Here is a 25,000-nt window from a genome sequence, read left to right as displayed (position 1 = left end):
CTTCACAGGTATCCCTTCACAGGCTTACAGAACGTTCCGCTACCAGTTATAATTTTCGAAAAAATTATAAATCCACAGATTCGGTATATGATTTTAGCCCCGTTACATCTTCGGCGCAGAAACTCTATTAGACCGGTGAGCTGTTACGCTATCTTTAAAGGATGGCTGCTTCTAAGCCAACCTCCCGGCTGTTAAGGAATTTCCACATCCTTTCACACTTAATCATAATTTTGGGACCTTATCTGGTGGTCTGGGCTCTTTCCCTCTCGACCATGGACCTTAGCACCCACAGTCTGTCTGCTGAGGAACAATGTTTAGCATTCGGAGTTTTATTAGGTTTGGTAAGAATCTCTTCCCCCTAGCCCATTTAGTGCTCTACCTCTAAACATCTATTTACTCAACGCACTACCTAAATAGTTTTCGCGGAAAACCAGCTATCTACGAATTTGGTTGGCCTTTCACCCCTTACCACAAGTCATCCAAAGACTTTTCAACGTCAACTGGTTCGGTCCTCCGGCAAGTGTTACCTTGCTTTCAACCTGCTCATGGTAAGCTCATTCGTTTTCGGGTCTAATTCATTTAACTATTCGCCCTATTAAGACTTGCTTTCGCTGCGCCTACACCTAGATGGCTTAAGCTTGCTAAATAAATTAAGTCACTGACCCATTATACAAAAGGTACGCCGTCACTCTAAAAAGAGCTTCGACTGATTGTAGGCATGCGGTTTCAGGTTCTATTTCACTCCCCTAATAGGGGTTCTTTTCACCTTTCCCTCACGGTACTAGTTCACTATCGGTCACTGAAGAGTATTTAGGCTTAGAGGGTGGTCCCCCTATATTCGAGCAGGATTTCACGTGTCCCGCTTTACTCATGAATTTTAATAAACATTACTTTTACGGGACTATCACCCTCTATGGTTAGCTTTTCCAAACTATTCAAATTTTTTTATTAAAACTGCTGGCCTAATCCGGTTTCGCTCGCCACTACTAACGGAATCTCAATTGATTTCTTTTCCTCTGGTTACTTAGATGTTTCAGTTCTCCAGGTTATCTCTTTAAACTTATGTATTCAATTTAAAGTACCACATAAAGTGGTGGGTTTCCCCATTCGGAAATTTTCGGATCAAAACTTACATACAGCTCCCCGAAACTTATCGCAGTATATCACGTCCTTCTTCGGCTTTCAGTGCCAAGGCATCCGCCACACGCCCTTAAACGCTTGATTTATGCACAGAAAAAAATTCTGTGTTGAATCAAATTTTTATTTTGAACATTAGCTAATAACATTTCTAATGTTCGGATATAGATATTGATATTAATAATTATATTCACAATTTTTTATAACTAAGTGTTTGGTGGAGGATAGCGGGATCGAACCGCTGACCTCCTGAATGCAAATCAGGCGCTCTCCCAGCTGAGCTAATCCCCCTTAATCTTAAATTGGTGGGCCGAGAAAGACTCGAACTTTCGACCCCACCCTTATCAAGGGTGTGCTCTAACCAACTGAGCTACCGGCCCCCATGCAAGAGAAACACTAATTAAGAAGAGAAATGAGGACGGTCAACATTAACCTATGTATATTATTTAGAATAAAAATTTACTTTTATTCATCCTTAGAAAGGAGGTAATCCAGCCGCAGGTTCCCCTACGGCTACCTTGTTACGACTTCACCCCAGTCGCTGACTATACCGTGGTCAAGGGTATTAAACCTTGCCTTAAGGTAGAACCAACTCCCATGGTGTGACGGGCGGTGTGTACAAGACCCGGGAACGCATTCACCGTGGCACGCTGATCCACGATTACTAGTAATTCCAGCTTCATGCACTCGAGTTGCAGAGTGCAATCCGAACTGAGGTATCTTTTAAGGATTTGCTTAACATCGCTGTTTCGCTTCCTGTTGTAGATACCATTGTAGCACGTGTGTAGCCCAACACGTAAGGGCCATGAGGACTTGACGTCATCCCCACCTTCCTCCAGCTTATCACTGGCAGTTCTTTCAGAGTGCCCAACTTAATGATGGCAACTAAAAGTGAGGGTTGCGCTCGTTGCGGGACTTAACCCAACATCTCACGACACGAGCTGACGACAGCCATGCAGCACCTGTGTTTCGTCCGGCCGAACCGAAAACTTTAATCTCTTAAAGTCGCGACGAACATGTCAAGTGTTGGTAAGGTTCTGCGCGTATCTTCGAATTAAACCACATGCTCCACTACTTGTGCGGGTCCCCGTCAATTCATTTGAGTTTTAACCTTGCGGTCGTACTCCCCAGGCGGTGTGTTTATCGCTTTCGCTGCGACACTGAAAATAAATTTCCAACGTCTAACACACATCGTTTACGGCATGGACTACGAGGGTATCTAATCCTCTTCGCTACCCATGCTTTCGTTCCTCAGTGTCAGTAATGATCCAGAAAGCTGCCTTCGCAATTGGTATTCTTTCTAATATCTACGAATTTCACCTCTACACTAGAAATTCTGCTTTCCTCTATCAAACTCTAGCTGAAAAGTTTTGATGGCAGTTCCAGAGTTAAGCTCTGGGATTTCACCACCAACTTTTTCAACCACCTACGAACTCTTTAAGCCCAGTAATTCCGAACTACGCTAGGTCCCTTCGTATTACCGCGGCTGCTGGCACGAAGTTAGCCGGACCTTCTTATTCGGGTACAGTCATTTTCTTCCCCGACGAAAGAGCTTTACAACCCAAGGGCCTTCTTCACTCACGCGGCATCGCTGCATCAGAGTTTCCTCCATTGTGCAAGATTCCCCACTGCTGCCTCCCGTAGGAGTTTGGGCCGTGTCTCAGTCCCAATGTGGCTGATCATCCTCTCAAATCAGCTATTGATCAAAGTCTTGGTAGGCCATTACCCCACCAACAAACTAATCAAGTGCGGGCTCATCCAATGGTGCATAAAGCTTTCTCTGTAAAGACTTATCCGGTATTAGCACAAGTTTCCTCGTGTTATTCCAGGCCAAAGGGCAGATACCCACATGTTACTCACCCGTCTGCCACTAAGTATTGCTACTTCGTTCGACTTGCATGTGTTAGGCGTGCCGCCAGCGTACGTTCTGAGCCATGATCAAACTCTCAAGTTTAAAAACGGCGCACACTAGCTTCTATATAAATTCTAAGAATAAAATTTATATAATGTTGAAGTGTGTACGACAAATTTTGGTAACCTTAACCGTCCACACTTCTCTTCTTAAATTTTTACTTTTTAAATAACTAATTGAGCTAAAAAAGGCCCAATAAACCTCACTTATTTTATTGTAATACAATAATTTTATAGAGAAGTTCGATGCTTATAGGCTAAAATTAAAGGAAATCAAGCTTTTAAGAGGAAAAAAAACCATAAAAACCCCTTATTTTAAAGGGTTTTTTTTGATATTTCTAAAAAGCTAAACAACTAATAAAAGCTTCAATAAATTTAGATGCTTAAAAAAATAAAAGTAAGGTTAAAAAAAAACCTAGAGATATTTGCACTTGGGTTATTAATAATAATAACAGTAACATTCACATCTTATTACAATTATAACAAAAAAAATATATTCAAAAATTACTCAAACTTATTAGATAATGTTTACTTTAAAAAATCATTCTCTCAGATTTTAGACAACCTGGAGCCAAGATTTAAGAAAATTGAACATAAAGTTAATGTAGGTGAAACTTTTGATAAAATATTGGAAGAATATTCAGTTGAAAAATCAGAAATAGCAGAAATTAAAAAAAAATTAAAAAATAAAATCAATCTGGATAAATTAAATTTAAATCAAAGATTACAATTCACAATAGATCAAACAAACTCCCAAATTAAGGAATTTATATTTCAGGTTTCAAATACAGAGAAGATTTATCTTACTAGAGAAATAGAGACTGGTAAATTTGATCAAAAAATTGTTGTCACTAAGTTAAATAAAAAAGTTGTATATGACGAAAGTATCATTTTAGAAAGCTTATATAAATCAGCAAAAAATCAAAAAATTCCTGTAAATATCATAATTGAATTTGCAAGGATTTATGGTTTTCAAGTTGATTTTCAAAGAGACATTAGAAAAAAAGATAGTTTTCAAATTATGTATGAAATATTTTTAGATGATAAAAAAAATGTAATTGAAACTGGAAATATACTTTATGCAAATCTTAAGTTAAGTGGGGAAGATAACTCTTTATATTACTTTGACTCAAAAAAAAATGAGGGGCACTATGATAAAAGTGGAAAAAGTGTTCAAAAAGCTCTAATGAAAACTCCAATTAATGGTGCAAGACTCTCATCATCTTTTGGTATGAGAAAACATCCTATAGATGGATTTAATAAAATGCATAGAGGAACTGACTTTGCTGCACCTATGGGGACACCTATCATGGCCTCAGGGAATGGGGTAATAAAAAAAGCTGGCTGGTGTGGAGGAGGTGGTAATTGCGTAGTGATTAAACATAATTCTACTTATCAAACAGTTTATGCACATATGTCAAAATTTGCCAAAGGTATTAGAAAAGGAACAAGAGTAAAGCAAGGACAAACAATTGGATACGTTGGTTCTACTGGAAAATCAACTGGACCACATCTTCATTATGAAGTTATTGTGAATGGAAAAAGAATTAATTCTCAAACTCTTAAACTGCCCTCTGGTAAAGTTTTAAGAGGAGCTGAGAGAAAAGTTTTTGAGACAAAAAGAATAAAATTAGATGTTTTAAAATCAGAAAAAATTATTGGTCTAAACTAATTAATTTCTGAATGCTGATCTTTTAAGTTGTCATCTTTTTCAGATATTACGTCAACATTTTTTTCTTTATTTTCCTCTAAATTATGTATTTCTTGTTGGACTTTATTTTTAGAATTAAACTTTTTCTGAACTTCTTTTTCGTTTAAAATTCTCGTAAAGTGGTCTGCATGCTGAAAATAATTTTCTGATAAAATCTTATCACCACTCGATAAAGCTTCTCGTGCTAAATTGTTATATTTCTCAATTAGTTTAGGCGCATTGTGATTGTTTCTACCTGGAGCTTTTCTTTGAAAATTTTCAGAATTTGAAAAATTGTTATTAAATTTATTTCTTTCACCACTAGACTTAAAATTTCTATCATTTCTTCTAAAATTACTTCTTCGTCCGTTATTATTTCTAAATGTAACCATATTGTTTATCTAAATTTTACACTTATTATGCAGCGATCATGATTTGATAAATCTTTAACAACTTTTTTAATATAAAAACCCTTGTTCTTTAATATCTTCTTTATCTTAATTGTTTGATCAAAACCTATCTCTAAAAATAAATAGCCATTTTTTTTTACCAGTTCAGATGATTTATCAATTACTTTTCTGATTTCTGATAATCCATCCAAGCCACCTTCTAACGCATGTCTTGGCTCAAAACTTATATCTTTATCCAAATATTTTAAAAAATTTTTTCTAATATATGGAGGATTTGATACCACTAAATCATATTTGCCATAATTGAAATTGTCAATGTTTGATTTGTATAATTTTAACCTGTTTTTAACTCCTAATTTATGACTATTTATCTGGCTAATTTTTAATGATTTATTACTTATGTCTATACCAGTTCCTAAATAATCTTTTTTCTCTTTTAAAATTGACATTAAAATGCATCCTGACCCAATACCTATATCTAAAATTTTTAATTGGTTTTTATTTTTAGTTAATTTTAAAACTTGTTCAACTAAGACTTCGGTATCTGGTCTAGGTATTAATACATTTTCATTAATTATAAATTCATATTTCCAGAAGTCTTTTTTTTTTGTTAAATAAGCTATCGGCTTATTCTTTGCTCTTTCTTGAATTAAAAAATTAAAATAATCAAAATTTTTTTTTGTTATAAGTTGATTTAAATTTAAAATTAAAAATTTTTTGTCTTTACCTAGAACTTTTGACATTAATATTTCACTATCTAATTGTGCAGATGAAATATTATTACCTTTTAAAATTGATTGTCCTTTTTTTAGAGCAGTCTGAATATTCATAAATTATAGTTTACTTAAACTTTCTTCTTGTGCCTTCAAAGATAAAGATTCTATTATTTCATCAAAAGCTTCTCCCTCTAAAAATTCCTCTAATTTATGTAATGTCAAATTTATTCTATGATCTGTTACTCTTCCTTGAGGAAAATTATAAGTTCTAATTCTTTCTGATCTATCTCCAGTACCAATTTTACTTTTTCTATCTGCTGATCTCTCCTCATCAATTCTTGATCTCTCTAACTCATACAATCTCGCTCTAAGTATTTTCATTCCTTTTGCTTTATTTTTATGTTGAGATTTTTCATCTTGTTGTGAAACACTTAGACCAGTAGGAATATGTGTTATTCTTACTGCACTATCAGTTGTATTCACAGATTGACCACCTGGACCACCAGCCCTAAAAACGTCAATTCTAAGATCAGCCTCATTGATCTTTAAATCAACTTCTTCAGCTTCAGGTAATACAGCAACTGTGGCAGCTGAGGTGTGTACTCTACCTTGAGTTTCAGTATCTGGAACTCTTTGAACTCTATGTACACCGCTTTCATATTTTAAGGTAGAATAAATATTATTACCTTTTATAGAAGCAATAACTTCTTTTAATCCACCGGCATCACTTCTAGAAATAGATATTAATTCTAATGACCATTTTTTTTTGTGACAAACTTTTTCATACATTTTGAATAGATCACTTGCAAATAAACTTGCCTCTAGGCCACCCGTCCCAGCTCTTATTTCTATTATTGCATTTTTTTTATCAGCTTCATCTTTTGGTAATAAAAATAATTTCAATTTTTTTTCATTTTTATTAAATTGTGAATTTAAATCAGTTAATTCAACTTGAGCCATCTTAATTAATTCTTCATCAGAGTTCTTATCATTTAGAATTTTTTCCAGTTCGGTTTTATCATTTTTATATGATGAATATTTTTTTGCACTTTCGACAATTTCATTTAAATCAGAGTATTCTTTGGATTTTTCTGCAAAGAGTTTTTTATCTATTTTTCCTGAAGCTAAATCTTTTTCTAATGAAGAATGTCGAATAATAAGCTCTTCAATAGTTTTTTCTGGTATCATTTTTCCTTATTTTCTAATTCAGACGCTTTCTTTTCAACCTCGTGGATCACTTTAGTTATGATATCATTTGTCATAACTTTTTCGATTTGAACCCCAGATAGGTAAAGCATATTGCTTCCTTTTTGGCCCCCTGTAATTCCAACATCTGTCATCGCAGCTTCACCTGGCCCATTTACGACACATCCAATAATTGAGAGAGTTATTGGAGTTTTTATATGTGATAATTTTTCCTCTAAAATCCTCACTGTATCAATTACTTGAAAACCCTGTCTTGCACAAGACGGACAAGAAATTATCTTTACTCCTCTATTTCTAAGATTAAGTGATTTTAATATCTCATTACCAATTGTAACTTCTTTAACTGGATCATCAGAGAGAGATACTCTAATAGTATCTCCAATACCCTCTTTAAGGAGAATTCCTAAACCAATTGAAGATTTAATACTCCCGGATATAAAACTACCAGCTTCAGTAATTCCTAAGTGAAGTGGATAATCTATTTTCTTGGAAAGCTGACGATATGCTTCTACAGATAAAAAAACATCTGACGATTTTACACTTACTTTTAAATTTGAGAAATCCATATCTTCTAAAATTTTGACATTTCTTATTGCACTTTCTACAAGTGCCTCTGGACAAGGTTCTTTAAATCTTTCTAATATATCTTTTTCCAATGAACCAGCATTAACGCCTACTCTGATTGAACAATTATTATCTTTAGCAGATTTAATTACTTCAATAATTTTTTTTTTATCTCCAATATTTCCGGGATTTATTCTTAAACAACTTGCTCCATTTTCTGCAGCTTCAATTGCTCTTTTGTAATGGAAATGTATGTCAGCGACTATTGGAATATCAACGTGTTGTGTAATTTCTTTAAGTGCTTTAGATGATGACTCATCAGGGCAAGAAACTCTTACAATGTCAGCTCCTTCAGATTGTATTTCTTGAATTTGTTTAATTGTACTTTTAACATCTGATGTTAAAGTATTGGTCATTGATTGTATAGTTATAGGATTTTCACCTCCAACTTTAACATTACCAACATTGATAGTTTTGGTCTTTCGTCTTTTAATATCCCTAAAAGGTCTGAGGCTCATCTTTTTATTCTTGTAGTTTAAATTCTTTATGCAATGTAGCTAAGGCTTTTTTAGCATCTTTTTTATTAATCAAAACAGAAATTTTAATTTCAGATGTTGATATAACTTGGATATTAATTTTTTTATTTGCTAGAGCTTGAAACATTCTAAAAGTAACACCAGGAGTTGTTATCATCCCAACACCAATTATTGATATTTTAGAAACTCCTTTTTGGAACAACATTTTTTTAAATTTTATACTTTTGTTATCTTGGATTATCTTTTTTGTTTTGTTGAGGTCTTCGGCTTTAATCGTAAAAGTTAAATCAGTTTCTTTTCCATTCGGTGAAATATTTTGTACTACCATATCAACGTTTATAGAATTGATTGATAGTGGTTTAAAAATTGATGCTGCCACGCCTGGTCTATCTTTTACACCAACTAAAGTAACTTTTGCATCATTATGTGTTGAAGAAATTCCTGTAATAATTCTATTATTATTTAAATTTGTTCTTTTTGTAATTAATGTTCCAGGTTTTTTTATAAATGAAGATTTTACTTCAATATTAATTCTATTTAATCTTGCATCTTGAATTGAAACAGGCTGCATAACTTTAGCGCCCAAAGATGCCATTTCTAACATTTCCTCATAAGAAATTACTTTAATTTTTTTTGCATTTTTTAATTTATTTGGATCTGTGGTGTATACACCTTCCACATCTGTATAAATAATACATCTTTGTGCTTTAAAGGATTTTGCTATCATAATTGCACTTGCATCTGAACCTCCTCTACCTATCGTAGTTACTCTCTCGTTCATATTTACCCCTTGAAAGCCGGTAATAATAGGAATCCCTCCTTCTTTAAGAAATCTTAATAGTTTAATTTTATTCACTTGTTGAATTCTTGAGTTTGTGTAAGGACCATCAGTGAAAATCGGTATTTGCCACCCTAGCCAAGATCTTGATTTGAAACCTTTGTGGTTTAATCTTCCGGCTATTAAGGAGCATGCGACCTGCTCACCTGATGATACTAAAACATCATATTCGGAATCAATGAAATTGTTACTAATCTGTTTTGATTTTTTAATCAAATCATTTGTCACACCACTCATAGCTGAAGAAACAACTATTACTTTGTTTTTTTTCTTTTTATGTTCAATGATAATATCAGTAACTTTTTTAATTTTTTCAATTGTACCAACTGATGTTCCACCAAATTTTAATACTACAATTTCCATGATAAATATTTTTAATTAAAATTTATTGATTAAATACATCTTCAATATATTGTTAATCTTGTAATGAAAACTAGCACAATAAATAAAAAAGAAATAGAGAAATTTTCTAGAATTGCAGAAGAATGGTGGGATCCTACTGGTAAATTTAAACCATTACATAAATTTAACCCTATTAGAATTTCATATATAAAGGAAAAAATAATCAATAGTTTTAAGCTTGAAAATTCAGATAAGCCATTACAAAAAATTAGATTATTAGATATTGGGTGTGGTGGTGGTTTACTATCAGAACCTATGAGCAGATTAGGAGCAGAAGTAACTGGCATAGATGCATCAGAAAAAAATATACAAGTTGCAAAACTTCATGCGAAAAAAAATAATTTAAAAATTAATTATCTAACTGCCTCACCAGAAAATTTAAAGATAGATAGAAAATTTGATGTAATTTTGAATATGGAAATTATTGAACATGTTGAAGACGTTGATATTTTTTTGAAATCATGTTCATCACTATTAAAAAAAGAGGGTATAATGTTTGTTGCAACAATAAACAAAACTTTAAAATCTTATCTATTTGCAATTATAGGTGCAGAGTATATTTTAAGATGGCTACCAATTGGGACTCACGAATGGGATAAATTTATAGATCCAAATGACTTAATTAAAATTTCTAAAAAATATAATCTTCAAATACAAAATCTAGACGGAATGAAGTTTAATATTATTACAGACAAATGGTCGATAAGCTCAGATAAATCCATTAATTATATTGGAAAATTTAATAAAGTTTAATTACTCTTATCTTCAATCCATGGTATCATTTCAGCTTCAACTCCTTCTTCCTTAAGTTCTTGAATTTCATTTTTTGTAGCTGTGCCATAAATACCTTTTTTCTTATTTTCATTATTATAGTGTAATGATCTTGCTTCGTAAGCAAAATTTTCACCCACATAATCAAAATTACTTTTGATAAATTTTTGATACTCTTTGATCTTGTTTTTTATCTCATTTAATTTCGTGTTCTTTTTTTCAATATTATCGATACTATTTCTATTTATTAATTGAGGAGCCATTAAAGTTTTTTCAACATTTTGAGAATTACATTTATGACAATTTAAAAAATTTTTACTTTCGAGTTTTTCATATTCTTTAGATGAAGCAAACCAGCTATCAAATGAAAAATCACAATTTTTGCAAATCAACTTATATTTGATCATAATAATTATTTAGTAATAGTTCTATAAATTTCAATAGAATAAATCTAACTTCGATAATCTCCATTAATCTCAATGTATTTTTTTGTCAAATCCATCGTGTAAACTTTGAAACCTTTGGAACCGCAGGAAATATCAACATTAATAACAATGCTATCACTTTTCATATATTCCGATACTTCATCCTCATTATAATTAGAATTCAGCTTTCCATTAGAAACAACACTTATCTCACCAAATTTAATAGACAATTTTTCATGTTTAATTTGTACACCTGCTTTTCCTATTGCCATTACCACTCTTCCCCAGTTAGCATCTTCGCCTGAGATAGCTGTTTTTACTAAAGGTGAATTTGCAATTGAGAAAGCTATTTTTTTTGCATCATCTTCATTTTTGCACCCCTGAATATTAACAGTTATAAATTTTGAGGCACCTTCACCATCAGCTACAACTCTTTTAGCTAAATTTAATAAAACCTTATTTAAAGCTAAATCAAAGTTTTTAATTTTTTCATCATTAGCATTTTTAATTTTAGGATGTTTTGATTTACCTGTCGAAAAAATTGAAACCATATCATTAGTGCTAGTATCACTATCACAGCTGATAGCGTTAAAAGTATTAGAAATATTTTTCTTTAAAAGTTTTTTAAGCACATCATTTGGTAAATCTGCATCAGTAAAAATATATGCTAAGGTTGTAGCCATATCAGGTTGAACCATGCCTGAGCCTTTTGCAACTCCAAATATCTTTATATCACTTCCACCAATTGAACATTCTTCCATCGCCATTTTTGGTTGAGTGTCGGTAGTCATTATCCCTAATGCGGACTTCATCCAGATATACTTATTTTGTGTATATTTTATTTTCTCAATTAGTTCAGGAATTTTATTGATTATTTTTTCCTCTGGAAAAATCTCACCAATAGTTCCCGTGCATCCAAAAATTATTTCCTTTGAATAAATTTTTTTTGGTTGATCTTCATCCTCTTTCTGTTTTTGTGTTAATTTTTGAGAGATAATTTCTGCAATTTTTTCAAGACTTTTATAACCTTGTTTTCCAGTAAAACAATTAGCATTTCTTGTGTTCACTATTAATGAAAAAATTTTTTTAGCTTTTTGATTTAAATTCCATTTTATATTTTCAGAAATAATTTTAGATTGGGTATAAACAGACGCATAGTTAACTCCATCTCTAAAATAGAACATGACTAAATCATCTCGAGAACTATTATATAAGTCAGCACTAATCGTAGAAATCGCTACACCATCAATATGATCAAGATCTTGAAATTCGTTTAATCTCTTGCTTTTTGATTTAGATGATAGAAAATTTGTTAAATTAATACCCATTCTATTTAAAATAATTATTTAATGATTATATAAATGGTTATAAGTAAATAATAAATCAAAAACTGATGCTAAATCCACTTAACTTTTTCTCAAAACTAATTAGATCCAATAATCAAAGAGAACTTGATAGAATTGCTAAAATTGTAAGCAAAATTAATTCGTTAGAAGAAAAAATCAAAAATTTAAAAGATGAGGACTTTCCAAAAAAAACTATCGAATTTAAAGAAAAAATTAAAAAAGGAGAAAAAATTGAGCAGATATTGCCTGAGGCTTTTGCATTAGTCAGGGAAGCCTCAAAAAGAAAAAGAGGAGAAAGACATTTCGATGTACAATTAGTAGGCGGAATAGTCCTGCAAGAGTCTAAAATTGCTGAAATGAAAACTGGTGAGGGAAAAACGCTTACTATTACTCTTGCTGCATATCTTAATGCTCTTCATGAAAAAGGAGTACATATCGTAACTGTAAATGATTACCTTGCTAAAAGAGACTCTCAAGAAATGGGCGAGATTTATAACTTTTTAGGATTAACATCTGGTTACATAAACAATGATCAAGACGACTCTCAAAGGAAGCAAAATTATAATTGTGACATTACTTATGCAACTAATAGTGAATTAGGTTTCGATTATTTACGAGATAATATGAAATTTTCAAAAAATGAAATGGTACAACGAAAACACTTTTTTGCTATAGTTGACGAAATAGACTCCTGTCTAATTGATGAGGCCAGAACACCACTAATTATTTCTGGAGCAGCAGAAGATAGAACAACTCAATATTTGGCTATAGATAAATTAATCAAATTTTTAAATGAAAAAGACTACGAGGTTGATGAAAAGGACAAAAATGTACTTCTAACCAATGATGGAATAAACAATATTGAAAAAATTTTTTCAAATGCAGGAATTTTAAAAAATGATAACTTTTATGATCCTGAAAACTTGAGTTTGGTTCACCATGTAAATCAAGCTTTACGAGCAAATCATTTATTTCAAAAAGGTAAAGATTACATCATTAAAGATGATGAGTTGAAAATTATAGATGAATTAACCGGTAGAATTCTTGAAGGAAGAAGATTTGGTGATGGACTTCATCAAGCCTTGGAAGCAAAAGAAAGAATTCCCATAAAAGTTGAAAATCAAACTTTAGCTTCAATTACTTATCAAAATTATTTTAAATTATATGATAAGATTTCTGGTTGTACTGGAACTGCAGTAACAGAATCTCAAGAATTTTATGAAATATATAATCTTCCAGTAGTTGTCATCCCAACAAATAAAAAAATGATAAGAAATGATTTTAATGACCAAATATTTAGAACAGAGACTGAAAAAAATGATGCTATAATTAGAAAGATAAAAGAGTGCCATCAAAAAGGTCAACCTTTATTGGTTTTTACCTCTAGTATTAATAAGTCTGAAATATATTCAAATCTATTAAACAAAGAGAGTATTAAACACGAAGTGCTTAATGCTAAAAATCATGAAAATGAAGCTGAAATAATCGCAAACGCTGGCAAAGAAAATTCTGTAATTATAACTACCAGTATTTCTGGTAGAGGAGTAGACATTCAGCTAGGTGGAAAGAAAGGCTCAATTCCAGATGAAGAATTAAAGTTGAATAAAGAAAAAATTAAATCACTAGGTGGATTATTTGTAATTGGAACTGAAAGAATGGAGTCTCGAAGAGTTGACAATCAAGCAAGAGGTAGATCGGGACGTCAAGGTGATGAAGGAAATTCAATTTTTTATGTAAGTCTTGAAGATGATTTAATGAGAATTTTTGGATCAGACTCAATGAATAATATATTACAAAAACTTGGTCTTAAAGATGGAGAAAGTATTGATCATCCTTGGATAAATAAAGCTTTAGAGAGAGCCCAGCAAAAGGTAGAGGCTAGAAATTTTGACATAAGAAAAACATTAATTAAATTCGATAACGTTTTAAATGACCAAAGAAATGTAATCTTTAGTCAAAGAGAAGATGCAATGAATAGTGACACAATTTTTGATTATTCTAATAGTTTTTTAAACGAAATAATTGATGAATTGATTAGACTTAAAATAAAGAAAAAGTCCAATCCTAAAAGCACTGATTTTGAAAATAAACTTAAATCAATTTTAGGAAAGAATTTTATATATTCATACCTAGAGGAACTTACAAATTGTAGTGATAAAGACTTAAGGGACTCATTAAATAAGAAATTTCAAGATACCAGGGAGGAAAGAATAAAATTGTTAGGTAAAGATCAATCACAAGATATAGAAAAAAGAATTTTTTTACAAACTATTGATATAAATTGGAAATCCCACATTCAGTATTTAGAACAACTTAGACAAGTTATCGGGTTAAGATCTTACGGTCAAAGAGATCCTTTAGTGGAATATAAAAAAGAAGCATTTCACTTGTTTGAAAGTTTGTTAAATAGATTGAAGCTAGATTTTACAACAATATTAATGAATCTAACTTTAGTTCAATCACAAACTAAAAATGCTGATAATGATGAAAAAAAAGAGAATTATAAAAAAGCATTTGATAAAAAAATAAGTAGAAACGATCCTTGCCCGTGTGGTTCTGGTAAGAAATATAAGCGATGCTGTGGAGCTTTATAAGAAGTAAAGAATCAATCCTATAATAAAAATTGTAAGTCCAACACCCGCAGCAAATATTTTTTTGGATTTTAAAAAGTGATTAAAATTACTTTTTTCTAAATTTAGCGAACTTAATTCATTTAAATTACTCATAAATCCTTTACTTCTACCTATTTTTAAAAATTTATTTTTTCTGCCATCAAATATTTCCTCTGGGGACATTTGTTTGAAATTTTCTAAATTTTTATTTAAAGCATTTCTAACATTTTCTAGTATCAAATCTTTGTCTCTATGCGCACCTCCAGATGGCTCTGGTATAATTTCATCTATTATTTCAAGTTCTAGTAAATCTTTAGCTGAAAGCTTCATCGCTTTAGCTGCATCAAGCATTTTTTTTGGATCTCGCCATAAAATTGTTGCACATCCCTCAGGAGATATAACTGAATAAATTGCATTTTCTAACATTAAAACTTTATTAGATGATGCAAGAGCAATTGCACCCCCCGAGCCACCTTCCCCAATAACAATTGCAATCGTTGGAACTTTTAATTTCATACAACATTCTATTGACTTTGCGATGGCTTCTGCCTGACCTCTTTCCTCAGCACCAACACCAGGATAAGCACCCGGAGTATCAATAAATGATACGATTGGTATATTAAATTTATCAGCCAGCTGCATTAACCGAATAGTCTTTCTGTAACCTTCTGGCCTCATCATGCCAAAATTTCTTTTGATTCTTGTGTCTAAATCCTCTCCTTTTTCCTGTCCAATAACTAAAACTGATAAACCGTTAAACTTTGCAAATCCACATAGTACTGCAAGATCCTCGCCATAAAAACGATCTCCTGATAACGGGATGAAATCTTGAAACAAATTATCTATAAAGAACTTTGACTTCGGCCTATCCTCATGTCTAGCTACCATTGTAGTTTGCCAAGGATCTAAGTTTGCATATACCATTTTTAATTTTTCATCTAGCTCGTTTTGTATCTGAGAAATTTTTTGTGTATCTACTTCTGAGAGTCCGCTTTGATTATATGGATCTTTAAGTTTATCTAATTCATCCTCTAAATTCTTTATATCACTTTCAAAGTTTAGATAATTTTTCATATTCTATGATATTAACTATGGAAATTGACAACAAAATGTCAATGCTACTATTAATTATTTGACTTAGTTTTATGGGGGTTTTAGAAATTATTTATGTTTAAAAATTATCAAAATGTGAACAATCTCAAAATTTCAGAAGAATTGCTGTCATTTGTAAATAAGGAGTTACTAAAAGATTTAGATATATCTTCTGAAAAATTTTGGGAAGGTTTTGATAATGCTGTACATGATTTAACAACTCATAATAAAGAGCTAATCCAAATTAGAGAGAATTTACAAAAAAAAATAGATGATTGGCATATAAATAACAAAGGTAATAGAGTCGAAATTGAGCAATATAAAAAGTTTTTAAAAGAAATCGGTTATTTAAAGGAGGAAGGACCAGATTTCAAAATAGAGACCAGTAATGTAGATGATGAAATTGCTAAAATTGCCGGACCACAACTAGTCGTTCCAATAATGAATGCTAGATACACTCTCAATGCAGCTAATGCTAGATGGGTAAGTTTATATGATAGTTTGTATGGTACAAACATTATTGAGTCAGAAGAAGGGGGGAGTGAAAGATACGACCCAAATAGAGGACAAGAAGTAATAAAATATGTCAGAGAATTTTTTGATAAATATATTCCAATTGACGGGACTAGTTGGAAAAATATATCTGCACTTAAAATAAAAGATAAAAATCTTATAATTTCTAAAGAAGATAAAGAGTATAAACTTAAAGATGAAAATAAATTTGTAGGTCACAGAGGTGATGTAAATAAGCCAACAGCAATAATCTTAAAAAATAATAATCTGCATTTTGAAATTATTATCAATCCAAAAGCATTTAGCGCTGCTCATGATATAGCCGGAATAAGTGATGTGATTGCAGAGTCTGCGGTTTCTACAATTTGTGACAATGAAGATAGTGTTGCTGCAGTTGATGCTGAAGACAAAGTAGCATGTTACAGAAACTGGCTGGGTCTAATGAGGGGGGATCTAAAAGTACAATTCGAAAAAAATGGAAAAAAATTAGAGAGAAAACTTAATCCTGATAGAAGCTACATTTCTAAAGAAGGAAAAGGTCTTAAATTGCATGGAAGAAGTTTGCTATTAATAAGAAATGTAGGCCACTTAATGACCAATTCATCAATAATTTTAAATGATGGTAGCGAAGTACCAGAGGGAATAATGGATGCTTTTATAACAACCACGGCTGCATTACACGATTTTAAAAAAAAGAAAAATTCAAGAACTGGATCAATCTACATTGTAAAACCAAAAATGCATGGACCAGATGAAACAGCATTTACCGACTTAATTTTTTCAAAAGTTGAGAAATTACTTGGCTTACCAAAGTATACTTGCAAAATAGGTATTATGGATGAAGAAAGAAGAACTTCTGCAAATTTAAAGGAGTGCATAAGAACTTTGAAAAATAGAGTTTTTTTTATTAATACTGGATTTTTAGATAGAACTGGTGATGAGATGCATACCTCCATGGAGGCTGGTCCAATGATTAAAAAGGGGGATATGAAATCATCCAAATGGATTTCTGCTTATGAAAATAATAATGTTGATATTGGTCTTAAATGTGGTTTTTCAGGTAAGGCCCAAATAGGTAAAGGTATGTGGGCAATGCCAGATAAAATGAAGGAAATGTTAAATGAAAAAATTAGTCATTTAAAAGCTGGTGCAAATTGTGCCTGGGTTCCTTCACCAACTGCAGCATCATTACATGCCCTTCACTATCATCAAATAAACATTTTTGATGAACAAAAAAAGATTATGAAGCGTGGACAATCTAAATTAGATGATCTATTGACTATTCCTGTGGCTGATAGACCTAATTGGTCAGTAGATGAAATCAATAAGGAAATTACTAACTCGGCACAAACACTGCTAGGTTATGTTGTCAGATGGATTGATCAAGGAGTGGGTTGTTCAAAAGTCCCTGATATAAATAATATTGGACTTATGGAAGATAGAGCTACATTGAGGATATCATCGCAACATATTGCTAATTGGATACATCACGGGGTTACAACAAAAATTCAAGTTATGGAAATCATGAAAGCCATGGCAAAAGTTGTGGATAAACAAAATGAGAACGATAGGAACTATATAAGAATGTCAGATAATTTTGAAAATTCTTTAGCATTTAAAACAGCTTGCGACTTGATATTTAAAGGAAAAGATCAACCATCAGGTTATACAGAGCCTCTTCTGCATTTAAACAGAATAGAAAAAAAAACTAGCTTGAATTGATTTCAGATCTGTTTTTAAAAGCAGAGAATAATGTTCCATCATCAAGAGCTTCTATTTCACCACCAACAGGTAACCCTTGTGCTAATCTCGTAATTTTAGCTTTTGTTTTTTTTAGACTCTCTTGAATATAAAATGCTGTTGTTTGTCCTTCAACAGTAGCACTGGTTGCTAAAATTACTTCTTCAATATTTTCTCTTTTTACTCTTTCAACCAATGAATTAATTAATAAATCCTCTTTTCTTTGTGTTGAAGACGAAATTGTTCCCCCTAAAATATGAAAATATCCTTGAAATATATTTGAATTTTCTATCGACCACTGATCAGCAATATCCTCAACTACACAAATCTTTTTGAAATTCCCTTTTGGATTTACACAATTAACGCAGTCTTGAAGATTAGATTTTAAAGATCCACATGAATTACATCTTGTTACATTTTTATAAATTTGAACTAATATGTTGGCCATAGGTTTTACAAGTTCATCTTTATTATTGATTAATTTTAAAACAATTCTCTTTGCAGATTTAGGTCCAAGACCAGGGAGTTTTGATATTATTTTTATTAGTTCATCTATCTCATTTACATTTTGCATATTTATAGTGGCCACTTAAAGCCAGGGACTCCAAATCCTCCAGCAGTTTTAGAAATTTCTTCGTTAGTTTTTTCTCTCAATTTTGATTTTGCATTATTGTGAGCAGCGGTAATTAAATCCTCTAGAACAGATTTATTTTCTTTTAATGTTTCATCTGAGATTTCTATTTTTTGCATTATGCCCTCTCCATCCAAAATAACTTTTACTGAATTAGCTCCCGATATGCCTTCTACTCTAATCTTTTTTATATTTTCCTGACTTTCTCTCATTTTTGCCTCAAGTTCTTTAGCCTTATCTAATATTTTAGAAAAATCTGTCATCTAATCATTTTCTTCTTTTGGATTAACGTCGATTAAATCTGCATCAGGAAATTTTTCTATTAAATTTTTATATAATTTAGATTGTTTAGCAGAATTGATATTTTTAATTATTTTATTTTTTTGCTTGTCTTTTATTGATAACTCACCTTTTGATTTACTTAATGTGATAATCCATCTGTCTCCAGTCCATTCAAAGAGTTTTAAAGATAAATCTTTAATAAAATTTTTATCTAGATTATCATTAAAAGATATTTCAATACGATTGTTTTCAAAATGAACTAAATTTACATTTTTTTCTAGTTCATACTTAAGTTTAATTTCTTTTTTTTCATTACAAATTTTTAAAAGTTGGTCGAATGAATTTACATTTAACTTTTCATCTGCTTTAATTCCATTATTATTTTCTATTTTTACCTCTTGCTCTTGTGAAATATTTTTAACCTGACTAATTGTTTCATTCTTTTTTTCGTTCACTATGATGTGTTTATCATCTTGCTTTTTAAATTGATCAATTTTATTCTTATTCAAAGTTGAGTGTTCTTTATTTGCTGTGGACTTTAAATATATTAATCTAATAAGAAACATTTCAATTGATAAATTTTGATTGTTAACAATTTCTAACTCCCCAAGCGTTTTTAAAGTAAACTGCCAAAATAATATTAATGTTTCATCGCTAACTTCATTAGTAATTCTTTTTATTTTTGAAAACTCCTCATCATTCAAAGTAAAATTCGTACTCTCCATATTTAATGAGTTAATATTTTTAAAGTAATAAACCAGCTCTAAAAAATCATTTATAAATACGTTTGGCTCAACCCCTTGCTCATAAATTTTTCTGTAAATTTCTACGGCTTTTTTTTCTTCTCCCCTTAAGATTAATTCAAATAAATCAATCAATTGTGATTTATCAAAATATCCAAAAATTTTTTGAGCAGAATTTAAATCTAGTTCTTTATCTTTATCCAAACTTAATAAGGCTCTATCGAGTAAAGATAATGCATCTCTAACAGACCCCTCAGAAATTTTTACAATCAGTCTCAAGGCATCATCTGATATTTTTCCCTTCTCTTTGTCTTTAATTTTTTTTATAAATTCAAACAATTCACCTGATTTAACTCTTGATAAGTCAAATCTCTGACATCTGGAAACCACAGTAATTGGAATTTTTTTAATTTCTGTAGTAGCAAAAATAAATTTTAAACCACCACCATTCTCATATTGAGGAGGTTCTTCTAAAGTTTTTAATAAAGCGTTAAATGCCTGCTTACTAAGCATGTGCACTTCATCAATTATAAATATTTTATACTTTGATGTGCTTGGACCATATCTTGAGAATTCAATGAGGTCCCTTACATCATCGACACCTGTTTTACTAGCGGCATCCATCTCTAGGACATCAATGTGACTGGAATTAGTAATTGCCTCACAGTTATCGCATAAATCATCTTTACATATTTTATCTATACCATTTGTACAATTAAGAGATTTAGCTACAATTCTAGCGATCGTTGTTTTACCAACACCACGAATACCAGTGAAAAGATATGCATTAGGCACTTTGTTTGCTCTAATTGAATTTATGATAGTTTCAGCAATAACTTCTTGTCCTATCAATTCAAAAAAATTTTGTGGTCTGTACTTAAGAGCTAATACTTTAGAATTTTTATTCATAATTAAATGAGGAGACTAGACCCGTTCCACTTTTAGTTCGGCTGCTGAATTTCTTCCCTGACCGGTTTCATGAAGCAAACGCCCTAGCCCCCAAAACTATTATAGCAGGTATAATTTCTAGTCTACAAGAAAAGATTATTTTTATTTTTCTCTTATTTTGTCTGCCTCAAAAACACCTAAGACGTGAAAATCTTGGCAATGTAATCCTAATTCCTCTAAGGATTTCTGAACTTTTATATCCTCAATATGACCATCAAGATCACACAAAAAAAAGAAAGAGTCGAACGTATTTTTTTCTGGATAACTTTGCAATTTTGTTAAATTCACACCATTAATAGCGAAACCACCTAAAGATTGGTACAAAGCTGCAGGTTTACTTTTAAGCTTAAATAAAAAAGATGTAATATATTTTTTATTTCCAAATTCTGGTTGAGATATATTTTTTCCCATAATTAAGAATCTTGTTAGATTGCCTTTTTCATTTTCAATATTTTTTTTAATTATTTCTAAATTATATGTTTTAGCACTCAAAGACGAGGCTATTGCAGCTTTTGTCTTATCTTTTGTTTTTGAAACCATTTCTGCAGAGCCAGCTGTATCAGCCCTCACATGCTCAATTAGGCTATTTGATTTTATGAATTTAGAACATTGAGAAAGTGCTTGTCCATGAGAATAAACATCCTTTATGTCTGAAATTTTTGCGCCCGGTAAACCTAATAAATTATGTTCTATTTTCTGAAAATATTCAGAATAGATATTAAGTCTATATTTAAAGATTAAATATTCAATTCCGATATTGCCTGTAATTCTATTTGACTCTGGAATAATAATTTTTGAATTATCATCATTTGAGGCTTTCAAAAAACATTCATCAAAAGTTTTACATGGAATAATTTCAGCATCTTTAAAAATTGATAATGCTGCAAGATGTGAGTAGGCTCCAAATGTACCTTGAAAATAAATTTTTTTCATTAAGATTTGTTTTCCATGATTTTTTTAACAGCCTCTAAATCCTCTATTGTGTCTACACCTATAGGGGCAAACTTCGCAAAAGCAACATTAATTTTTATGTTATTATCTAACGCCCTAAGTTGCTCAAGTTTATTTTTAATCTCACTAGTAGATTGTTTTAAAGAAACAAATTTCTCAAGAGTTTCTTTATTATATGAATATATACCCAGATGATGATAAATGTTCTCTTTTTCTTCAGTAATATTTCTCTTAAAATTTAATGCCTCCGGAAAATTTGTTTGATTTAGATTTTCTTTGGTCAAAACCTTTACTACATTTGGATTTTCTAATTGAACTTTATCCTGAATTGTAGAAGCTAAAGTTCCTAAGTTTGAAGAACTTTCAATCATCTTTTTATTTAAGTTTCTAATATCATCTATATTCATTAAAGGTTCATCACCTTGAAGATTCATTACTAAATCAATATCCACGGAATTGATTTTTTGAAACGCCTCATAAATCCTATCTGTTCCTGTTTTATGCTCATTTTTTGTTAAAATTGCTTGTCCACCATTTTGTTTAACATCGTCGACTATCTCTTGGTCCTCTGCCGCAACTATTACCTCTCCAATATTTGCTTCCTCTGCTTTTTTAAAAACATGCGAAATGATTGACAATCCTTTGATTTTCATCAAGGGCTTACCCGGCAATCTCTCGGCAGACAATCTAGAGGGAATTATTACCAAAGTTTTCATTATTTTTTTTAACTATGAGCACAATATAAACAGAGGCAAAATTGTACATCAAAATATATGAGCAATTTTAAATTTATAGTGTTATATGTTCAAAATATTTTAATTAAATGGATTCATTTGAACTAAACAAGATAATCGCTGCTGTTTTATTGGTTGCTCTAATCATTATTGGCATTGGAAAACTTTCCGATGCTATTTTTTACGTAGAAAAACCTAAAACTCCAGGTTATGTCGTAGAGGTGGAACAAGCAGTAACGGCTAGCACAGAAACTAAATCAGATACAGTAAAAGAAAAAGTTGATATTGCAGCCTTAATGGCGATGGCAGATCTTGCTCATGGAGAAAAAGTTTTTAAAAAATGTGCTGCATGTCACTCGATTGTCAAAGGTGGGAAAAATAATATTGGTCCTGCACTTTACAATGTAGTGAACAGACAAGTTGGTGTTGTCTCCAATTATAAATATTCTAAAGCACTTACAGAATATGGAAAGAATTGGACCTTTGAAGAATTAAATGGTTACCTAATAAGACCAGCAAAATGGATTAAGGGAACTAAAATGGCTTTCGCTGGATTGAAAAAAGAGAAAGATAGAGCCTCAGTTATTTTATACCTGAACCAAAATTCTGATAACCCACTTCCCTTACCTTAATTTTCCAAGACAATAAAGAAGTATTGATTTTTGTACGTGAACTCTATTTAAAGCCTGTACCCAAACTTTTGATTGTTTACTTTTAAAAACATTTTCATCAACTTCGCTTCCTCTTGGAAGACAATGCAAAAATATAGCTCTTGGACATTTTTTGAGAAGATTTTTATTAATCTTAAAATTTTTGAAATCCTTTAATTTTTTTCTTTTATCAACTTTATCGTTCATTGATATTACTTTGTCAGAAAAAATTACATCGGCACCATCAACTGCTCTTTTTGGATCATTATAAATCGTAATTTTATTTTTATTTTTTTTGATATAATTCATTATGTTCTTACTAGGTTGATATTTTTTTGGACAACCAACTTTTAATTTAAAAGAAAATTTAACTGAAGCAGCAATCAAAGAATTCAGAACATTATTTGAATCTCCAATCCAAGTAATATTTAATTTGGATATTGGTTTTTTTTTAATTTCCTCGACAGTAAATACATCTGACAAGATTTGTGTCGGGTGAGAAGATGGGCTTAATCCATTAATAATTGGAATAGTTAAATGTTTTTTAAATTCCTCCAACTTTTCATCATTATCAGTTCTTAACATGAAAGCATCACCAAAACTTGATAATATCTTAGCAGTATCTTCAATACTTTCACCTCCTTTAGTTAAATGCAGCTCATCTGGTCTGAGCGTTAAAGTCCGACCAGAGAGTTGGGAGATAGCTAAGAAAAAGGACAAGCGAGTTCTTAAACTCGATTTTTCAAACATTTGTATCAATAGTTTTCCTTTTAAAGGCATACCTTTATCATGGTCAAGATTGTTAAGCTTCTTTCTTGCTTTTTTTCTTTTTTTTGCATCAATCAAAATTCTTCTAAGATCTTTCGCTGGAATATCTTTTAGATTAATAAAGTGTTTCATTTTATTTTAGTTCTGCGCAAACTTTATTGATAATCTTAAGAGCTTGATCTAACTCATTTTTTTTGACATTCAACGGAGGTAAAACACGTATAACATTTTCTGCTGCTCTAATAGTCAATAACTTTTCATCCATAAGTTTTTGAATAAATTTTGATTGATCTTTGTAAAGCTGAATTCCTATTAAATAACCTCTCCCTCTAATATCTTTAATAACTTTTGGATACTTTTTCTGAATAATATTTAAATTTGAAAAAAAATATTTAGATAATCTTTTAATATTTTCCAAAAACTTTTTATTTGAAACTATATCCATTACAGTATTTCCAACTGCCATTGCCAAAGGATTACCTCCAAAAGTGGATCCATGAGTTCCTGGAGTCATTCCTGCCGCAACTTTTCTATTCATTAAAACTGCTCCGATTGGAAACCCACCCCCAATACCTTTTGCAATTGGCACTATATCTGGAATACATTTTGATTTTTCAAAGGCAAAAAAACTGCCTGATCTCGAAATGCCACATTGGACCTCATCTAAAATAAGTAATATTTTCTTCTTATTACATAATTTTCTTAATTCTTTTAAACACCAATCTGGTACAACTTTAATACCACCCTCGCCCATAATAGGTTCTATCATAATTGCAGCTGTATTTTTGGTTATCTTTTTTTTTAAAGATTTATGGTCTCCAAAAATAAAATGATCAAAACCACCTACGTGTCCAAATCCTTCAGTCATTTTCTTAGATCCGCTTGCAAAAATTGTAGCTAAAGTTCTTCCATGAAACGAGTTTTTTACACACAAAATTCGTGTTTTGTTTGGTTTGCCTATTGAATAAAAATATCGTCTCGCGATTTTAATAGCAGCCTCAGTAGCTTCTGCACCACTATTTTGAAAAATTACGTAATCTGCAAAAGTTTTTTGACATAATTTTTTTGCTAATTTCTCTCCCTCGGGAATTTGAAAAGCATTGGATACATGCCAAAGCTTCTTTGATTGTTTATTTATAGTTTCAATTAATTTTGGATTAGCATGACCTAAACAATTAACCGCTATGCCTTGTACAAAATCTAAATATTTAGTTCCAGTCGCGGTATAGAGATATGATCCTTTGCCTCTAACAAATGAAATTTTTTTTCTATTATAATTTTTTGCCAAATAGCTCATAGATTTTTATTATTTTAAAATTTTGTATAAACAATATTATTATATACAAGTCAGGATTGAATATTTCTATTTTACTTGTTAAGTAAT

At 31.1% G+C, this 25,000-nt stretch carries 20 protein-coding genes, 2 tRNA genes, 2 rRNA genes and 1 other RNA gene (1 of these 25 cut by a window edge); 5 read left to right on the top strand and 20 right to left on the bottom strand.

Going from position 1 to position 25,000, the window contains the following annotated elements; all coding sequences use genetic code 11:
- From ACTT83_RS02675 to ACTT83_RS02660, 4 genes are all read right to left on the bottom strand, one after another.
- Positions 1 to 1,224, bottom strand: a 23S ribosomal RNA gene (locus tag ACTT83_RS02675); it reaches 1,529 nt to the left of the window's first position.
- Between the two features lie 128 nt (positions 1,225 to 1,352).
- A tRNA-Ala gene (locus tag ACTT83_RS02670) sits at positions 1,353 to 1,428 on the bottom strand.
- 12 nt (positions 1,429 to 1,440) lie between these two features.
- Positions 1,441 to 1,517, bottom strand: a tRNA-Ile gene (locus tag ACTT83_RS02665).
- 99 nt (positions 1,518 to 1,616) lie between these two features.
- Positions 1,617 to 3,091 (bottom strand): 16S ribosomal RNA (locus ACTT83_RS02660).
- The 16S and 23S rRNA genes sit together here with 2 tRNA genes alongside, the layout of an rRNA operon.
- 336 nt (positions 3,092 to 3,427) lie before the next feature.
- Here ACTT83_RS02660 and ACTT83_RS02655 point away from each other — a divergent pair.
- Entirely contained in the window at positions 3,428 to 4,720 is a 1,293-nt protein-coding gene (locus ACTT83_RS02655) for a M23 family metallopeptidase (RefSeq protein WP_440918628.1), read from the top strand.
- On the opposite strand, the gene ACTT83_RS02650 is transcribed toward ACTT83_RS02655, so the two are convergent.
- From ACTT83_RS02650 to ACTT83_RS02630, 5 genes are read right to left on the bottom strand one after another with little or no spacing between them, the layout of a single operon-like run.
- Positions 4,717 to 5,130, bottom strand: coding sequence for a DUF4167 domain-containing protein (locus ACTT83_RS02650; protein ID WP_440918627.1), 414 nt, complete (start codon positions 5,128 to 5,130; stop codon positions 4,717 to 4,719). The two genes, ACTT83_RS02655 and ACTT83_RS02650, sit on opposite strands and share 4 nt — an antisense overlap.
- 5 nt (positions 5,131 to 5,135) lie before the next feature.
- Entirely contained in the window at positions 5,136 to 5,978 is an 843-nt protein-coding gene (gene prmC / locus ACTT83_RS02645) for a peptide chain release factor N(5)-glutamine methyltransferase (protein WP_440918626.1), read from the bottom strand.
- 3 nt (positions 5,979 to 5,981) lie between these two features.
- A complete protein-coding gene (gene prfA / locus ACTT83_RS02640; protein WP_440918625.1) occupies positions 5,982 to 7,052 on the bottom strand; it encodes a peptide chain release factor 1 in 1,071 nt (356 codons plus the stop codon).
- A complete protein-coding gene (ispG, locus tag ACTT83_RS02635) occupies positions 7,049 to 8,152 on the bottom strand; it encodes a flavodoxin-dependent (E)-4-hydroxy-3-methylbut-2-enyl-diphosphate synthase (RefSeq protein WP_440918624.1) in 1,104 nt (367 codons plus the stop codon). The genes prfA and ispG overlap by 4 nt, the downstream gene beginning before the upstream one ends.
- Before the next feature lie 4 nt (positions 8,153 to 8,156).
- Entirely contained in the window at positions 8,157 to 9,371 is a 1,215-nt protein-coding gene (locus ACTT83_RS02630; RefSeq protein ID WP_440918623.1) for an aspartate kinase, read from the bottom strand.
- Positions 9,372 to 9,434: 63 nt separating this feature from the next.
- Between ACTT83_RS02630 and ubiG the strand changes: the two genes are divergently transcribed.
- Positions 9,435 to 10,163 carry a bifunctional 2-polyprenyl-6-hydroxyphenol methylase/3-demethylubiquinol 3-O-methyltransferase UbiG gene (gene ubiG, locus ACTT83_RS02625; protein ID WP_440918622.1) on the top strand — a complete coding sequence of 243 codons (729 nt, stop codon included), beginning with the start codon at positions 9,435 to 9,437 and terminating at the stop codon, positions 10,161 to 10,163.
- On the opposite strand, the gene ACTT83_RS02620 is transcribed toward ubiG, so the two are convergent.
- Both ACTT83_RS02620 and argJ read right to left on the bottom strand, forming a co-directional pair.
- On the bottom strand, positions 10,160 to 10,588 hold the full coding sequence (locus ACTT83_RS02620; protein ID WP_440918621.1) for a DUF1178 family protein: 429 nt from the start codon (positions 10,586 to 10,588) through the stop codon (positions 10,160 to 10,162). The two genes, ubiG and ACTT83_RS02620, sit on opposite strands and share 4 nt — an antisense overlap.
- Positions 10,589 to 10,632: 44 nt before the next feature.
- Positions 10,633 to 11,934, bottom strand: a complete 1,302-nt coding sequence (argJ, locus tag ACTT83_RS02615) for a bifunctional glutamate N-acetyltransferase/amino-acid acetyltransferase ArgJ (protein WP_440918620.1) — start codon at positions 11,932 to 11,934, stop codon at positions 10,633 to 10,635.
- Positions 11,935 to 11,999: 65 nt separating this feature from the next.
- On the opposite strand from argJ, the gene secA reads away from it, so the two are divergent.
- Positions 12,000 to 14,546 (top strand): preprotein translocase subunit SecA, encoded by a 2,547-nt coding sequence (secA, locus tag ACTT83_RS02610; protein ID WP_440918619.1) that lies wholly within the window; start codon positions 12,000 to 12,002, stop codon positions 14,544 to 14,546.
- Here secA and ACTT83_RS02605 read toward each other — a convergent pair.
- Positions 14,541 to 15,638: an acetyl-CoA carboxylase carboxyltransferase subunit alpha gene (locus ACTT83_RS02605; RefSeq protein WP_440918618.1), complete on the bottom strand. Its 1,098-nt coding sequence runs from the start codon at positions 15,636 to 15,638 to the stop codon at positions 14,541 to 14,543. The genes secA and ACTT83_RS02605 overlap by 6 nt on opposite strands.
- A 93-nt stretch (positions 15,639 to 15,731) precedes the next feature.
- Between ACTT83_RS02605 and ACTT83_RS02600 the strand changes: the two genes are divergently transcribed.
- Positions 15,732 to 17,891 (top strand): malate synthase G, encoded by a 2,160-nt coding sequence (locus ACTT83_RS02600; RefSeq protein WP_440918617.1) that lies wholly within the window; start codon positions 15,732 to 15,734, stop codon positions 17,889 to 17,891.
- Here ACTT83_RS02600 and recR read toward each other — a convergent pair.
- The 6 genes from recR to kdsB form a co-directional block, all read right to left on the bottom strand.
- On the bottom strand, positions 17,878 to 18,483 hold the full coding sequence (gene recR / locus ACTT83_RS02595; protein WP_440918616.1) for a recombination mediator RecR: 606 nt from the start codon (positions 18,481 to 18,483) through the stop codon (positions 17,878 to 17,880). The two genes, ACTT83_RS02600 and recR, sit on opposite strands and share 14 nt — an antisense overlap.
- A 2-nt stretch (positions 18,484 to 18,485) precedes the next feature.
- Positions 18,486 to 18,803 (bottom strand): YbaB/EbfC family nucleoid-associated protein, encoded by a 318-nt coding sequence (locus ACTT83_RS02590; RefSeq protein WP_440918615.1) that lies wholly within the window; start codon positions 18,801 to 18,803, stop codon positions 18,486 to 18,488.
- Positions 18,804 to 20,474, bottom strand: a complete 1,671-nt coding sequence (dnaX, locus tag ACTT83_RS02585; RefSeq protein ID WP_440918614.1) for a DNA polymerase III subunit gamma/tau — start codon at positions 20,472 to 20,474, stop codon at positions 18,804 to 18,806.
- Between the two features lies 1 nt (position 20,475).
- Positions 20,476 to 20,570, bottom strand: an RNA gene (gene ffs / locus ACTT83_RS02580) — signal recognition particle sRNA small type.
- A 45-nt stretch (positions 20,571 to 20,615) separates the two neighbouring features.
- The gene (locus ACTT83_RS02575; protein WP_440918613.1) at positions 20,616 to 21,446 is read right to left on the bottom strand and encodes a prephenate dehydratase domain-containing protein; all 831 of its coding nucleotides are present in this window, start codon (positions 21,444 to 21,446) and stop codon (positions 20,616 to 20,618) included.
- Positions 21,446 to 22,180, bottom strand: coding sequence for a 3-deoxy-manno-octulosonate cytidylyltransferase (kdsB, locus tag ACTT83_RS02570; protein WP_440918612.1), 735 nt, complete (start codon positions 22,178 to 22,180; stop codon positions 21,446 to 21,448). The genes ACTT83_RS02575 and kdsB overlap by 1 nt, the downstream gene beginning before the upstream one ends.
- A gap of 107 nt (positions 22,181 to 22,287) precedes the next feature.
- Between kdsB and ACTT83_RS02565 the strand changes: the two genes are divergently transcribed.
- Positions 22,288 to 22,830, top strand: a complete 543-nt coding sequence (locus ACTT83_RS02565; RefSeq protein ID WP_440918611.1) for a c-type cytochrome — start codon at positions 22,288 to 22,290, stop codon at positions 22,828 to 22,830.
- On the opposite strand, the gene ACTT83_RS02560 is transcribed toward ACTT83_RS02565, so the two are convergent.
- Positions 22,822 to 23,748: an ornithine carbamoyltransferase gene (locus ACTT83_RS02560; RefSeq protein ID WP_440918610.1), complete on the bottom strand. Its 927-nt coding sequence runs from the start codon at positions 23,746 to 23,748 to the stop codon at positions 22,822 to 22,824. The two genes, ACTT83_RS02565 and ACTT83_RS02560, sit on opposite strands and share 9 nt — an antisense overlap.
- A 1-nt stretch (position 23,749) precedes the next feature.
- Positions 23,750 to 24,913 (bottom strand): aspartate aminotransferase family protein, encoded by a 1,164-nt coding sequence (locus tag ACTT83_RS02555; protein ID WP_440918609.1) that lies wholly within the window; start codon positions 24,911 to 24,913, stop codon positions 23,750 to 23,752.
- Positions 24,914 to 25,000 lie beyond the last annotated feature (87 nt).

This window comes from Candidatus Pelagibacter sp. (assembly GCF_052049775.1).
Classification (GTDB): domain Bacteria; phylum Pseudomonadota; class Alphaproteobacteria; order Pelagibacterales; family Pelagibacteraceae; genus Pelagibacter.
The sequence above is the reverse complement of the archived record's forward strand: the minus strand, read 5'-3'. Positions and strand labels throughout refer to the sequence as shown.